Below are 13,352 nucleotides of genomic sequence, written 5' to 3'. Positions count from 1 at the left end.
CCCGAATTTATCTCGCGCAAGTTAATGCTTTAATTCTTTAATCTAAAATCCAAAATCTAAAATCTAAAATCGATTGACTAAGGACTAATGACTAATGACTAATGACTCTTCTCTATTTTCCGTTGACAATCTGCGAGTAGCTTATCCTCAGCGGCGGGGCCAATCCGGTTGGGCAGTAGACGGGGTTTCCCTGACGCTGAAACCGGGGGAAAAGCTCGGATTAGTTGGGGAGTCTGGGTGCGGTAAGTCAACTTTGGGAAGGGCGGCGATGCGGTTGCTGCCGGATTCAACGCTGATTGAGGGGCGAGTTAGTTTTGCTGGAGAGTCGGTGTTTGATATGAATGCTTCGCGGCTGAGACGGTTTCGGGGCGAAGCTGTAGCATTGATTTTTCAAGATCCGATGACTCGTCTCGATCCTTTGATGACTGTAGGAGAACATTGCATCGAGACTTTGCAAGCTCACAGACCCAATTTGGATCGCAAGCAAGCTAAGAAACGGGCGATCGAAACTCTGGAAGCTGTGAAAATTCCCGCGTCTCGTTGGTCGCAATTTCCCCACGAATTTAGCGGCGGAATGCGGCAAAGAGTAGCAATTGCTTTGGCTCTTTTGCTCGATCCCAAATTAATTGTGGCGGACGAACCGACTACAAGTTTGGACGTAACTGTAGCTGCTCAGATTTTGCAGGAATTAACCCGACTTTGTGAGGAACGGGGAACGGCTATTTTGTTGATTTCTCACGATTTGGCGATGGTGGCTGAGTATTGCGATCGCATTGCGGTGATGTACGGCGGTAAAGTCGTAGAAACAGGGCCGGTGCAAAACGTTTTTGAAAAGCCGCAGCACGAATATACTCGATCGCTCCTCAAAGCAGCTTTGCACATTCAAGCCGATTCTGGCAAAGGGTTAGCATTCGAGGAAATCAGGACTGAAGCCGTTACTGCAAACTCAACAAATGCGCCTCTTTTGACTGTAACGAATTTGCAGCAACACTACAGTTTAGAAAGCAATTTATTAGATCAGTTGTTTTCCAGGAATCGCCAGGTAATTAAAGCCGTAGACGGCGTTAGTTTAGAGCTACAACGGGGAGAAATCCTAGGGCTGGTGGGGGAGTCCGGCTGCGGCAAAAGTACCTTGTCACGCACGATTTTGCAGCTAATTACCGCGACAGGTGGCAAAGTGGAATTTCAAGGAATAGATATAACTGCCCTGAACCGCGATGCTGTGAGGAAGCACCGCCGCGAAATGCAAATGATCTTTCAAGACCCCCATGCTTGCCTGAATCCGATGATGACTGTCGGGCAAAGTATTGCTGACCCTTTGTTTATTCACAAATTAGCTAATGGCAGCGACGCTAAAAAACAAGTAATCCAAATGTTAGAGCGGGTGGGTTTAAGTCCAGGGGAGGATTTCTTTCGTCGCTATCCGGGGGAATTGTCAGGAGGACAACAGCAGCGAGTTTCGATCGCCCGCGCTTTGATTACTCGGCCGCAACTGATAATTTGCGACGAACCTGTGAGTATGCTGGATGCCAGCGTGCAGACTCAAGTTTTAGAGCTGATGTTGGAGTTGAAGCAGGAATTTAATTTGACTTATCTGTTTATTACGCACGATTTGTGGGTGGCGAGATTTTTTTGCGATCGTATTGCGGTAATGAATGCTGGCAAAATTGTTGAAATCGGTAAGACTAGGGATATTTTTACTAATCCGCAGCACCCTTATACTCAGCAATTATTGCAGGCAGCTCCTTTACTGGCTCGAACTAATTGATTTGGGATTTGGGATTTGGGATTTGGGATTTGGGATTTCGGAAATTTCCGGTTAAATTGGTTAAAGTTAAGGGATACTTTTCAAATCCTTCCACCGACACCAAGCACGATATGGCAGAATCTGACCTAGGCAGTTTTGCGGTGGCACCCGAAGCCTCATTCGCGATCGCAGAAGATGAAGACACCGAGATCGATCGTCCGACGGTAACTCGATCGTCAGCATACAACAACTGGTCGGCCGACGATCCAGTGGGAGCTTTGTTCAAGGAAATGGCTCGGTATCCTCTACTGACAGCAGCCGAAGAAGTAGAGTTGGCGCGCCGCGTTCAAGAATTGGTAGCCCTGGAGAAACTAGAACAGCGTTTGCAGCAGGAATTGGACAGAGTGCCGACAAAAGCTGAACTCGCAGCGGCTTTGGGGGTGAGCGAAACTCAACTGCAACAGCTTCGCCACAAGTGTCAGTCGGCGAAACGGAAAATGATCAGCTCGAATTTGCGCTTGGTGGTTTCGATTGCCAAACGCTATCTGAATCGGGGCGTGCCTTTTCTCGATTTAATTCAGGAAGGAGCTTTGGGTTTGAATCGGGCAGCCGAAAAGTTCGATCCGGAGAAGGGTTACAAGTTTTCTACTTATGCCTATTGGTGGATTCGCCAAGGAATTACCCGGACAATTGCCAATCAAGGGCGGACGATTCGCTTGCCTGTTCACATTGTCGAACAGTTAAATAAACTCAAAAAAGTTTATCGAGATTTGAAGCGTTCTCTTCAACGCAATCCAAGTGAAACTGAACTTGCTAAAGAAATGCAAGTTAGTTGCGAACAGCTTCGCTACCTCCAGCAAGTACGTCGGCAATCTTTGTCTCTCAACCATCGCATCGGCTCAGAAGAAAGTTCGGAACTTTTGGATGTTCTCGAAGATAACGCGACGCAATCTCCCGAAGCTCAGATGAATGAGATGATGATGCGCCAAGATATTTTGGAGGTGTTGGACAGTATTTTGACTGAGCGGGAAAAAGAGATTGTTGCTATGCGGTACGGTTTGCTGACCGGCGAACCTTACACTTTAGAAGAGGTCAGCAGTTTGTTCAATTTGTCCCGCGAACGAGTCCGTCAAATTCAAAATAAGGCAATGCGAAAGCTGCGCCGCCCTCAAGTGACGGAACGATTGAAGGGCTGGTTGAAATAAACTAAAAAACATTGAGTTGGCATTTTGAAAAATCTTAAAATTATTGTGGGGTGGCACTCCGAGGCCACCGTAAATATGCTTGTTCAAGGTGGAAAAAATTAATTAAAAATTACCAGTTAAAAATGTCTTGATGTGGTATTTTTAATTGTTGATTGTCGCGTACTACTTACTTATTTATGTCTTTTGAGGTAATTTTGCGCCCCGCTACCCGCGCCGACGTGCCGGTGCTGTTTGATTTGATTAAAGCTTTAGCTGAGTACGAAAAATTATCTCATGCCGTTACTGGCAATGCCGTTGATTTGGAGCATCATTTGTTTGGCGATCGACCTTTTGTTGAAGCGATTTTAGCCGAGTGCGAGGGTCGAGTTGTGGGCTGGGCGCTATTTTTTTACAATTATTCTACTTTTTTGACTCAGCCGGGAATTTATTTGGAAGATTTGTTTGTGGTGCCTGAGTTTCGAGGGCGGGGAATTGGCAAGTCTTTGATAGTTTATTTAGCGCAGTTGACAGTAGAAAGGGGCTGCGGGCGTTTGGAATGGAGCGTTTTGGATTGGAATGAATTGGCGATCGGATTTTACAAGGGTATCGGTGCTGATGTGATGCCCGACTGGCGGATTTGCCGGCTTGCGGGCGAGTCTTTGGCAAATTTGGCATCGAAGTAATTAAGGCGTGTGGAACAGGCATCTTGCCTGTGTGTGAAACAGGCATCTTGCCTGTGTGTGGAACAGGCATCTTGCCTGTGTGTGGAACAGGCATCTTGCCTGTGTGTGGAACAGGCATCTTGCCTGTATGTGGAACAGGCATCTTGCCTGTATGTGGAACAAGCATCTTGCCTGTATGTGGCACAGGCATCTTGCCTGTGTATGGAACAAGCATCTTGCCTGTATGTGGCACAGGCATCTTGCCTGTGTATGGAACAAGCATCTTGCCTGTGTGTGGAACAGGCATCTTGCCTGTTAAGCTAAAATGCCGCACTCAGGTTAATTAATACCTACCTACTTAATTGACAAAAATATAGGAAAATTTAGATAAGAGTTAAGTTAATTGGGAGAGTAGATCGTGATTATTTGGGTAAACGAGCAAATCGATCCGTCGGGCATTCTTTATTCTTGCATTGCTTGTTGCGATGAGACTCAAGCGAAGGATTGCCACGAATCTTTTGAGAAGAATTTGACGGCAGAGCAAAAACAGCAGGGCTGGGTTGCTACCTTGCGGACTGTTAGTTCTTGGGATGAGGTGCCTGTTAATGCTTTGAAATTGAATTAATGAGTGCAAGTCATCAGCAGCTTTAGTCTCACCCTGTTTCCGTTCGATCGAAACGGCAGGAAAACGTTGCACGTCTGTTCGTCCAAGGCAAAATAACTCGATCGCACATTGGTCAAATTAACAGAGGTTTTGTGAATCTGAAGGCAAAAAGCTGCAAGCATTTGGGGCAGCCAGTCTGATGATTGTGCCGTGGAAGGTGCGGGAATTTGGGCGGAAATTTTCGGGCGGGCACTGCTGCGAACACGCTAGGACGAAAAAGCGTGCAAGTGCGATCCCCTTCGAGGGCTCCGCTAACGACAATTCGCATTTCTTAAACGGATTTTAGCATTACTATTAATAGATAGAGGCATTTCCAATTGTCTAGTTAAATTTTTATGATTGAAACCTTATTTCACGCTTATACGCCCCTAGTTATCTGGACGGGCTTAGGACTGCTGCTGTTTCGGTACATCCCAGTTGATTTTCCCAAGCTGCTGAGCCACTTTCTTTTCTGGATTGGGATACCGCTGCAAATTCTAGTTTTAGCCCGTCAAAGCGATTTTTCGGGTGCTGTGGGATTCACGCCGGCGATCGCCATATTCGTGTTATTTCTGAGTACGAGTTGTGCTTGGCTGACTTGGGTATTATTGCGTAGGCTGAGTGCGGCCCACATCAAAAAGCCCTATTTTCAGGGCAAAAATTCTCTGGTTAATTTATTTTTATTAAATTTTAATTCCCTGAAGCGATCGAGCCAAGGGAGTTTTCTCCTAGCAGCGATGTTAGGGAATACGGGCTTTGTGGGATTAGCAATCACCCCGTCTATCATCAGCACCGATAACAACAACTGGGCTGTCTTGTACAGCGTCACTAACAATGTTATTGGAACTTATTGTTTCGGTGTATTTATTGCTAGCTATTTCGGGAACTCCGAGCAAAAAAAACACTGGTGGACTCAGCTCCGGGACGTGCTGACAGTTCCCGCCCTGTGGGCTTTTTTAATTGGTTTTTATACTAGAAACATCCCCCTGCCCGAAACAGTGGAATCGGGATTGCAGACTGCTGTTTGGGTGGTAATTGCCAGTGCTTTGCTGCTGGTTGGCATCCGGCTGAGGTCTATTAAGAAATGGGAAAGTTTTGAACTGGCGTTAATCCCGTCGCTGTTAAAAGTGGTAATTGTGCCGGTGCTAATCGGATTGGGTGCTAGTTATTTCGGATTGAGTGGCGATCCGAGGTTTGTGTTGGTGTTGATGTCGGGAACGCCCACAGCTCTTTCGGTGCTGATTTTAGCAGAAGTATACGAGCTCGATCGCGATTTGTTAGCTAGCAGCATCGCCATCACTTCTGTCGGTTTGTTGCTGATGCTTCCCTTGTGGTTAGCTGGGTTTAGTTGAAGTTGGAGGATAGCGTGGGAGTTAGAAACCGGGTTTCTTCACTAAATCGGGCGTGAGAATTCCAAGACGATCGCAGAAACCCGGTTTCTTGGATTTTGGGGCGCGTGGGAGTTAGAAACCGGGTTTCTTCTCAAAATCTCGGTAAGGATGCGTAAATTATCGCAGAAACCCGGTTTCTTGGAGTCTGTGGGGAGTCAGAAACCGGGTTTCTTTTCAAAATCTCGGTAAAGATGCGTAATTATCGCAGAAACCCGGTTTCTTGGATTTTGGATCGTGTTACTAAAACAGGAAACAAACCAAAAACTAATGATTGTTGCAAGGTTTTTGATAATTATTATAATATAGAAATAACTTCGAGGAGGTTATGGCATGACAAGCATATCCGACGAACAAACAGCTATCATCCGTACAGAAAGAGGACTGTCGATCGCAGGTACGCGCATCACCCTCTACGACATCATGGACTATGTAACGGCTCAATATCCGCCTAAGTTTATCAGGGGATTATTTGACCTTACAGAAGAACAAATTAACGCGGCTTTAGCTTATATTGAGGCAAATCGCGCCACCGTTGAATCTGAGTATCAAATGGTGCTTAAGGACGCTGAAGAATTGCGGCTTTACTACGAAGAAAAAAATCGCGATCTGATTGCCAGAATTGCCGCCCAGCCACCAAAACCTGGTGAAGAAGCTATTCGAGCAAAACTTCAAGCAGCCAAAGCCAAGTTTAAGTCTCAGCCATGAATTTTTTAGTCGATCATAATTTAAAAGGACACGCCATACTTCTTTCAGGTAGTATTTTAAATAGCGGCTGGCTAGATTGGGTGCCCATTCGATTTATCACCTTTGACGAAATGAGCCTGCCGATCGATAGTGACGATCGGGTAGTGTGGCGGTTGGCTCAATCAAACCAGATGATTTTATTGACGGCCAATCGGAGTATGAAGGGCGATAACTCTCTGGAACAAGTGATGCGCGAGGAAATTACTTCTACATCACTCCCCGTGATTACTATTGGCGATGCTGACCGCTTGTTGAATGACTCTGAATATCGGCAGCGTTGTGCAATTCGTCTGGTTGAAATTGTGCTTGATATTAATACTTATATGGGTGTAAGTCGGCTTTTCATCCCCTGATGTGCTGTCGAGATTGTTGAAGAAGTGCGATCGCACTTCTGGAAAGAAAGGGGGATCAATCTTAAAAATGAGCTGAATGTTGGGCGATCACTGCTTCGTAAAAATGTTGAGACAATCATTATTAAACTTCAATAGCAGTTGTATCAACAACTTTCTCATCATTATTTTTGCGACGCTTTTTGGCAAAGCGAGAGCCTTTCCCAGCTAACAACATAGTACCACCAAGTGCTAATCCAGCAATCGTACCTGGTTCTGGTACTGCGACAAACATTTCTGGAATTGGCACATCCTGTGGCGGTTTCAAAGAAGGGTCTTTTCCAGTCTGAGTGGGAATCATAGCGTTATACGAATTGCTAGAAGCAGCATAGCTGGAAAGGTCAGCTCCGCCACCCTCAGTGATCCAACCCATACTACCCATATCGGTGATGGTAGCTTTACTGGTAAAACTTATATAGGAATTGGCATTCATGTAACCTAGACCATCGGCCGAGCTATATCCAAAGATATAAGCTCCTAAATAAAGTGTTCCGTCGAAGAGGTTAGTTGTTGACCTAGATGTTTGCTCGTTCAACCACTTCGAGTCTGAATAGCCACCAAAGAAGTAGCTGACTGCTGAAGTTCCTTCCCATTTTGTACTGTATCCATCGTAAAGGTAGCTTATAGCCTTTGCTGTTCCCGAAGCAGCAGCATATGTACTTGCGGATACATAGCCTGACAGAGTTTGAGTAAGACTGTATCTTTTGCCTGGTTGTCCTCTCCAATCGTACATCTGATAAATACTTTGCCATTCCTGCTTTCCACTGTTAGTCCAATAAGCAAAAACAGTGGAATTGTAATTAATGGTACAATTTACCGTAATTGTAAGAGATGGTCTTCCGAAATTTGTTTCAGATTGGCTGTTATTGCAAGAAAGGTTATTTGTAATTGTTGTAATGTCATTAACAGCATTAAGTCCGTCACTCAGACCGAAAGCCAACGCTTTTGTAGACATAATGGGCATCAAAACGGCAGATGCAGTTAAACCCAAAATGGTCTTAGCTATGATTGTTGAAAGTTTAGCCATGCTTTTTATTACACCCCTATTGATTACTTTAGTTGTGTTTTATTAGAAATAGTTTTTCATAATGATTAAATTTTGTCAGTCGGAAAGTGTAGGATTTTGTAGGGAGTTTACAAAACCAATATCATAAAATGTGGGGCTAAGTCGGAAATTATAGGAAATTGTCGGATACAATAGCTAAAACCCCGACACTTACCAACTTGATGGACGTTGAAGAAATCTTAAAATTTGCCGACAACCTAGTTTTCACCAAGACTGGAAAACACCTCGACAACGTACAAGAGGCTATATTGCTGGGTGCTTGGCAAGCTCAAAAATACCCGAAAATCGCAGAGGAAGCTCATTGTAGTGAGGGTCATGCTAGGGATGTTGCCTCTGAATTATGGAAGATACTCTCAGATGTATTAGGTGAATCAGTTAATAAATCTAATTTTAAATCCACATTCAAAAGGTGGCACATCTCAATCGTTTCATCAACTGTTGAGAAAAACTCTGTACAAATTGGTAACGTCAATGTCTGTGGAAATACTTCACAATCTCCAGAAGTTCCAAAAGAGCGATCATCCTCCACCCCAGAAAACACGCAACCCCAAATACGCCAAGATTTAAGAGACGCACCAGATATCGCCTCATTATTTTACGATCGCACCTCTGAACTCTCCACCCTCAAACAATGGATTTTGCAAGCCCACACCCGCTTAATTACCGTCTACGGCTTAAGCGGAATTGGCAAAAGTGCGATCGCCCTCAAACTCATCGAACAAACTCAAACCGAATTTGATTATATTATTTGGTTAAGCCTCGCTGACACACCCACACTTTCAACCGTCCAAACCGAACTCAAGCAATTTTTTGGGCGATCGCCACAACCCCCATTACCCACAATCATCGATTATTTTCGATCTTCTCGCTGTTTAGTAATCCTTGATGACGTAGAAAATATTTTTAAAAGCAGTCAACTAGCAGGTCAATATTTAGCAGGCTATGAAGACTATGGCAAATTTTTTAAACAAATTGCCACATCCTCTCATCAGAGTTGTTTAATTATCCTCAGTTGGGAACAACCCAGAGAAATTACTGCTTTAGAAGCACTAAACCGACCTGCACGAACTTTACACCTCAAAGGTTTAGGGGAAGAATCGGCAGAAATACTCAGACAAAAAGGATTAGCAGATGAGCAAAAATGGTCAGATTTGATCGCCCTTTATCAAGGTCATCCTTCCTGGTTAAATATCATAGCTTCAACAATTTTAGAATTCTTTGACGGTAGCCCTTCCCGGTTTTTAACCAACAATAATGATATTTATTTAGGTGACTTAGAAACCATTTTAGAATCTCACTTAGAGCGTTTATCGGAGTCAGAAAAAAAGGTGAGCCATTGGTTAGCAAGTCAAGATGAAGCGGTAGATATTTCCCAAGCACCTGCGGATATTGAGTTATCTAAATCAGAATTTTGGCAAGCCATACAATCTTTAGCACGGCGCGGCTTACTGGAAAAAGTACAAATAGGAGCGGGAGCGCTATTTTTACTCAATCCTGTATTTCAACAATACATTCAATCCCAGTCAAATCCTAGCAGTATCAAACTGTAACATCGATCGATCTTCTCAACTTCTACATCGATCGCATAAAAGCATTCACCGCATCATATTGGTCGGCCATCCGCGAATAAAACTCGATCGATCGCAAATCCAACTCCGGCAAAAGTTCGCTCTTACTCACCAACTCATATCCCGTAGAACGCAAGCAATAAACCGAAATTACCCCATCCTCCCAAAACCAAACCTCCTGCACTCCCACACGACGATAGATTTCCAGCGTATCAATTCCACCACTCGTCACTCTCACCTCGATCGCCAAATCTGGAACCGACTTGCGCGTACCCAAACAATAAGACTCATCTGGTTCTTTCCGTGCACCCAACTCCTTCATCCCGATGGTTGTACTGCCGCGCCCGTAGAAACGAATGTCCTTCGTCCGCATATAAATCTCTAAAAGCTGATCTAAAGTGTTTCTAGATTCTTCATGTTCCTCAGAAAAAGGAGCCATAATTTCTAAACACCCATCCAAATAAGTTAAATGCGCCCCAGTTTATGCCAAATCTGCATCCAACTTTTCCCGAGTCTCCCATGTCACGTTTGACAGGAAAGCCGCACCTGTACCAAATCCTGCTTTAGAAATTGCGACAACCATCTGAGTTACCTTTTACGATCGCTTTTCCATATTAGCGAATATTAGCTAAAGTCTCAAATCAGAAGGATCTAAAATTTCGCAGTACAATGAACAATAACTGCACGGAAAAGGCTATGAATGAGACAATAACTGCTACAGGTTTGCCTCCTGCATTCCCCGACCACACGCAATTGCCAGACGAAGACGGTACATTTGTGAAAAATTTTCAGGAGCATCCCCAGAGCATCATTTTGACAGATTCTATCGGGCCGGTTGTAGAGCTGCTGCATCCAGACGGACAATATGCGATCGGGCAAGATTGCGGGATTTACTGGCGAGAAACTGACCCGCCAGAGCGAGGTGCAGAAGCACCGGATTGGTTTTACGTGCCGAATGTACCGGCAACACTTGACGGTTTTCGCCGTTCTTATGTACTTTGGCGGGAACACATGGCTCCGTTCATTGCTTTAGAATTTGCTAGCGGTAATGGAGAGGAAGAGCGCGATCGTACTCCCCTGACAGTCGCCCCTGACGGTACAACAACTAAACCCGGTAAGTTTTGGGTGTACGAGAGAATTATCCGCATTCCTTACTACGGCATTTATGAAATGAGAACTGGCAATTTAGAAGTCTATCACCTGATAGATTTTGTGTATCGAAGGATGGAGCCAAACGAACGCGGTCACTATCCCATTCCTGTACTAGATGTAGAATTGGGACTGTGGCAGGGAAGCTATCAAAATCAAGAACTGCTTTGGCTGCGGTGGTGGGATTCGCAGGGGAATTTGCTGTTAACTGGCTCCGAACAAGTTGAAATTGAGCGGGCTAGAACCGAACAAGAACGGGAAAGAGCCGAACAAGAACGGGAAAGAGCTGAGCAAGAACGGGAAAGAGCCGAACAAGCAGAGCGAAAAGCCGCCCAGTTAGCGGATAGACTGCGAGCAATGGGAATCGATCCCGATGCTGAGGATTGATATCAAAGTCCCAAAACTATCTCTGTAGCGCGAGCATCTCGCACCTAATCTTTTATAATCACAAAAAACCAAGCTGATGGAAACTAAACCACCTCTACCGCCCTTTACGTTGGAAACGGCTAAAGCCAAAGTTCAAGCTGCTGAAGATGCCTGGAATACCCGCGATCCTGAACGAGTAGCCTTAGCTTATACGGAAGATTCTCAGTGGCGAAACCGTGCCGAATTCTTCAGTGGCCGGGAAGAAATCAAGGCTTTTTTAAGACGAAAATGGGCAAAGGAACTAGATTACCGTTTAAAGAAAGAACTGTGGAGTTTTACAGACAATCGGATTTCTGTTCGATTTGAGTATGAGTGGCACGATGATTCTGGCTACTGGTATCGCGCCTATGGTAATGAACAGTGGGAATTTGCCGAAAATGGGTTAATGCGAAGACGTGAAGCTAGCATTAATGATGTTCCGATTCAAGAATCTGAACGGAAGTTTCGATAAGATTTATCGGTGAGTTGTTAGACGCATAAACCTGGTTTTTTAGGAAAATAGGCAAGTTTGTAGTCAGGACTTTAGTCATGATTGACTCAAGGCCAGAAAGAGGACTAAAGTCCTCACTACGAACGAAAGGTTTGTAGTAAGGACTTGAGTCATGATTAGAACTCTTGCAAAAATACAAAGCACCCCAACCCTCCCCTTGAATCAGGGGAGGAGGCAAGATTATTCTTGTTTCCACCCTTAATAAGGGGGACTTGCGGCGGGTGAATTTGACTTGTGCAAGAACTCTAGAGAAGTTTATAGAGCCTCTGCGATCGTGTAGAATCTGAAAAAACAGTTTTAATGGAGTTTTGTTGCAAATGAAAATTTTGGCGATCGCAACACTAATTGTTAGTTCTCTCCTTCTGTCAAACTCATCATTGTCATCTGCTCAAAGTAATCCACAAGGCTCTACAATTCTACCCACAGGAGCTTACTACGCTCAAGGAACAATGTTCAATAACTCCCGTAGAGAGATTGCACATCAAAACAATAGAATCTGCATCAAGATCGTTGATGGCCCTGCAAATCCCTACAAAGGAGTCGAATCAATCACAATTAGCAGCGTGTCTGTGGAAAAGGGGAAATACTATATTGATGCCACTGGCACAGAGCTAGTATTAAAAAACAATGGAAAAGCATTCTCTGGCGACATTCGCGGTACATGGGAGTATAGAGGTACCTCGCCCGATCGAAGGAGTCAACCCATACAAGCTAAAAAAATGGCAGAGTGTGTAGCGGCTCAAGGACGATATGTGGAGAAGATGGAAGGAATATCAATTTCAGGAATCGATTTTCCCAAGCATTAACCACGATCGAGATGGGTGGGGGCGCAACCAAAAGGCGATATGTTGGATGCAGTAATGGGTAATCGGAGTAAGGTGCGCGGCGCGCACCTTATACCAATTTTTTATGAGGTTGCATAGAATCCGATCCCCCCTAGCCAAGAGGGCGGGCACGGGGGCACCGCCCCTACTAAGGGGGGGACAAGATTCTTCTCAAAGTCAACCCCTACTCCCCAACAATCAGGGGGAGTAGGGGGTATGCGAGGGGGATCGAGATATGTGCAACTTCACATTAAATTGGTATTACATCATTAGGTTATTCGTCCCAGACTGTATCCTCAATCGGTAAGCAAACTCGGAGAAGTCAGCACAAAGACATCCCTGGTTCCCACCCCTTCAGATTCCGGTTTAATCGGCGTAGTAAAGTGGAAAAACTCATGGTCGTTAACTAACAGCAATTCTCCCGGATGCAGAATTTTATTAAAAACAGGCTTCTCTCTTTTAGCCAAGTACAAATGCGTTTCCCCGCCTACAATATTAGTTCTGTCCACCGAGAAAATCCCGATAAAGTCAGTACCGTCTTGGTGGATGCCTTCCGGTGCGGGGTTGCCAAAATTGTGCGGCGAACAAGTCGTCCTGATTTGATGGATGCCGATTTCAGCTTCCGGGTGAATTTTGCAGGAATCGAAAAAAGCAAAAATCATCTGTTTGAAATTATCGAGGGCAATTAGTCGATCGTCCAATTCGGCAAATTCCCGCCTGATATCACCCACTCGCGGATTGTATGTTTTGCTTTGATACAAATAGCCGTGAGGTAACTTAACTAACTCATTTCCGTTGACTGCAAACCGCGATAATCTTCTCGAACGATACTTACCTTTCACATACGGATCGACAGGCATATCGTCAAAAAATTCCTTGAAACCTTCTAGCTTAATCGAGTTTACTTTTTTGAAAGTAAACATGAAAGCATAATCCAAATGAATGGATTCTAATACGGTTTTCATAGATTTTACTCCCTGAAGCCTTGCTCCCCTCCCTAATTTAGCCTGGAGGAGGTGTATGCTTCTACTCTAGCGCAGGTTTTTTGTATGTGTCGTAAAAGACACTA

Annotated in this window: 14 protein-coding genes and 1 pseudogene; 12 read left to right on the top strand and 3 right to left on the bottom strand. The window is 44.6% G+C overall.

Features of this window, described 5'->3' with window-relative positions:
* Nucleotides 1-94: 94 nt before the first annotated feature.
* The 8 genes from QUB04_RS09935 to QUB04_RS09900 all read left to right on the top strand — a co-directional run bounded on the left by QUB04_RS09935 (nt 95) and on the right by QUB04_RS09900 (nt 6,724).
* Entirely contained in the window at nt 95-1,768 is a 1,674-nt protein-coding gene (locus QUB04_RS09935; RefSeq protein ID WP_333283777.1) for an ABC transporter ATP-binding protein, read from the top strand.
* A gap of 110 nt (nt 1,769-1,878) precedes the next feature.
* Nucleotides 1,879-2,952 carry an RNA polymerase sigma factor, RpoD/SigA family gene (locus QUB04_RS09930; RefSeq protein WP_333283776.1) on the top strand — a complete coding sequence of 358 codons (1,074 nt, stop codon included), beginning with the start codon at nt 1,879-1,881 and terminating at the stop codon, nt 2,950-2,952.
* Nucleotides 2,953-3,128: 176 nt separating this feature from the next.
* Nucleotides 3,129-3,614 carry a GNAT family N-acetyltransferase gene (locus QUB04_RS09925; RefSeq protein ID WP_333283774.1) on the top strand — a complete coding sequence of 162 codons (486 nt, stop codon included), beginning with the start codon at nt 3,129-3,131 and terminating at the stop codon, nt 3,612-3,614.
* Between the two features lie 23 nt (nt 3,615-3,637).
* Nucleotides 3,638-3,940, top strand: coding sequence for a hypothetical protein (locus tag QUB04_RS09920; RefSeq protein WP_333283772.1), 303 nt, complete (start codon nt 3,638-3,640; stop codon nt 3,938-3,940).
* Nucleotides 3,941-4,011: 71 nt separating this feature from the next.
* Entirely contained in the window at nt 4,012-4,218 is a 207-nt protein-coding gene (locus QUB04_RS09915; RefSeq protein WP_333038077.1) for a glycogen debranching protein, read from the top strand.
* A 374-nt stretch (nt 4,219-4,592) separates the two neighbouring features.
* The gene (locus tag QUB04_RS09910; RefSeq protein WP_333283770.1) at nt 4,593-5,588 is read left to right on the top strand and encodes an AEC family transporter; all 996 of its coding nucleotides are present in this window, start codon (nt 4,593-4,595) and stop codon (nt 5,586-5,588) included.
* Nucleotides 5,589-5,957: 369 nt separating this feature from the next.
* A complete protein-coding gene (locus tag QUB04_RS09905; RefSeq protein ID WP_333283768.1) occupies nt 5,958-6,332 on the top strand; it encodes a DUF433 domain-containing protein in 375 nt (124 codons plus the stop codon).
* Nucleotides 6,329-6,724 (top strand): ACP S-malonyltransferase, encoded by a 396-nt coding sequence (locus QUB04_RS09900; protein WP_333283766.1) that lies wholly within the window; start codon nt 6,329-6,331, stop codon nt 6,722-6,724. Before QUB04_RS09905 ends, QUB04_RS09900 begins: the two co-directional genes overlap by 4 nt.
* Nucleotides 6,725-6,845: 121 nt before the next feature.
* Here the strand turns inward: QUB04_RS09900 and QUB04_RS09895 are convergent, their stop codons facing one another.
* Nucleotides 6,846-7,787 carry a PEP-CTERM sorting domain-containing protein gene (locus QUB04_RS09895; protein WP_333283764.1) on the bottom strand — a complete coding sequence of 314 codons (942 nt, stop codon included), beginning with the start codon at nt 7,785-7,787 and terminating at the stop codon, nt 6,846-6,848.
* Between the two features lie 158 nt (nt 7,788-7,945).
* On the opposite strand from QUB04_RS09895, the gene QUB04_RS09890 reads away from it, so the two are divergent.
* Nucleotides 7,946-9,376 carry an NB-ARC domain-containing protein gene (locus QUB04_RS09890; RefSeq protein ID WP_333283761.1) on the top strand — a complete coding sequence of 477 codons (1,431 nt, stop codon included), beginning with the start codon at nt 7,946-7,948 and terminating at the stop codon, nt 9,374-9,376.
* Nucleotides 9,377-9,398: 22 nt separating this feature from the next.
* Here the strand turns inward: QUB04_RS09890 and QUB04_RS09885 are convergent.
* Nucleotides 9,399-9,857, bottom strand: a pseudogene (locus tag QUB04_RS09885) (Uma2 family endonuclease); the annotation flags it as partial.
* A gap of 233 nt (nt 9,858-10,090) precedes the next feature.
* On the opposite strand from QUB04_RS09885, the gene QUB04_RS09880 reads away from it, so the two are divergent.
* The 3 genes from QUB04_RS09880 (at nt 10,091) to QUB04_RS09870 (ending at nt 12,265) form a co-directional block, all read left to right on the top strand.
* Nucleotides 10,091-10,930, top strand: a complete 840-nt coding sequence (locus tag QUB04_RS09880; protein WP_333283759.1) for a Uma2 family endonuclease — start codon at nt 10,091-10,093, stop codon at nt 10,928-10,930.
* A gap of 76 nt (nt 10,931-11,006) precedes the next feature.
* Nucleotides 11,007-11,420, top strand: a complete 414-nt coding sequence (locus QUB04_RS09875; RefSeq protein WP_190657739.1) for a nuclear transport factor 2 family protein — start codon at nt 11,007-11,009, stop codon at nt 11,418-11,420.
* A 416-nt stretch (nt 11,421-11,836) separates the two neighbouring features.
* The gene (locus QUB04_RS09870; protein ID WP_333283757.1) at nt 11,837-12,265 is read left to right on the top strand and encodes a hypothetical protein; all 429 of its coding nucleotides are present in this window, start codon (nt 11,837-11,839) and stop codon (nt 12,263-12,265) included.
* A gap of 314 nt (nt 12,266-12,579) precedes the next feature.
* Here the strand turns inward: QUB04_RS09870 and QUB04_RS09865 are convergent, their stop codons facing one another.
* A complete protein-coding gene (locus tag QUB04_RS09865) occupies nt 12,580-13,248 on the bottom strand; it encodes a 2OG-Fe dioxygenase family protein (protein ID WP_333283755.1) in 669 nt (222 codons plus the stop codon).
* Between the last annotated feature and the right edge of the window lie 104 nt (nt 13,249-13,352).

Origin of the sequence: Microcoleus sp. D2_18a_B4 (assembly GCF_036702475.1) — a bacterium.
Lineage (GTDB): Bacteria > Cyanobacteriota > Cyanobacteriia > Cyanobacteriales > Microcoleaceae > Microcoleus.
This window is presented reverse-complemented; position numbering and strand designations above follow the sequence as displayed.

Coding starts and splice junctions, on each gene's coding strand:
- QUB04_RS09880 (WP_333283759.1), top strand. CDS start 10,091: ATGAATGAGACAATAACTGCTACAGGTTTGCCTCCTGCATTCCCCGAC.
- QUB04_RS09930 (WP_333283776.1), top strand. CDS start 1,879: ATGGCAGAATCTGACCTAGGCAGTTTTGCGGTGGCACCCGAAGCCTCA.
- QUB04_RS09875 (WP_190657739.1), top strand. CDS start 11,007: ATGGAAACTAAACCACCTCTACCGCCCTTTACGTTGGAAACGGCTAAA.
- QUB04_RS09895 (WP_333283764.1), bottom strand. CDS start 7,787: ATGGCTAAACTTTCAACAATCATAGCTAAGACCATTTTGGGTTTAACT.
- QUB04_RS09925 (WP_333283774.1), top strand. CDS start 3,129: ATGTCTTTTGAGGTAATTTTGCGCCCCGCTACCCGCGCCGACGTGCCG.
- QUB04_RS09865 (WP_333283755.1), bottom strand. CDS start 13,248: ATGAAAACCGTATTAGAATCCATTCATTTGGATTATGCTTTCATGTTT.
- QUB04_RS09905 (WP_333283768.1), top strand. CDS start 5,958: ATGACAAGCATATCCGACGAACAAACAGCTATCATCCGTACAGAAAGA.
- QUB04_RS09935 (WP_333283777.1), top strand. CDS start 95: ATGACTAATGACTCTTCTCTATTTTCCGTTGACAATCTGCGAGTAGCT.
- QUB04_RS09900 (WP_333283766.1), top strand. CDS start 6,329: ATGAATTTTTTAGTCGATCATAATTTAAAAGGACACGCCATACTTCTT.
- QUB04_RS09910 (WP_333283770.1), top strand. CDS start 4,593: ATGATTGAAACCTTATTTCACGCTTATACGCCCCTAGTTATCTGGACG.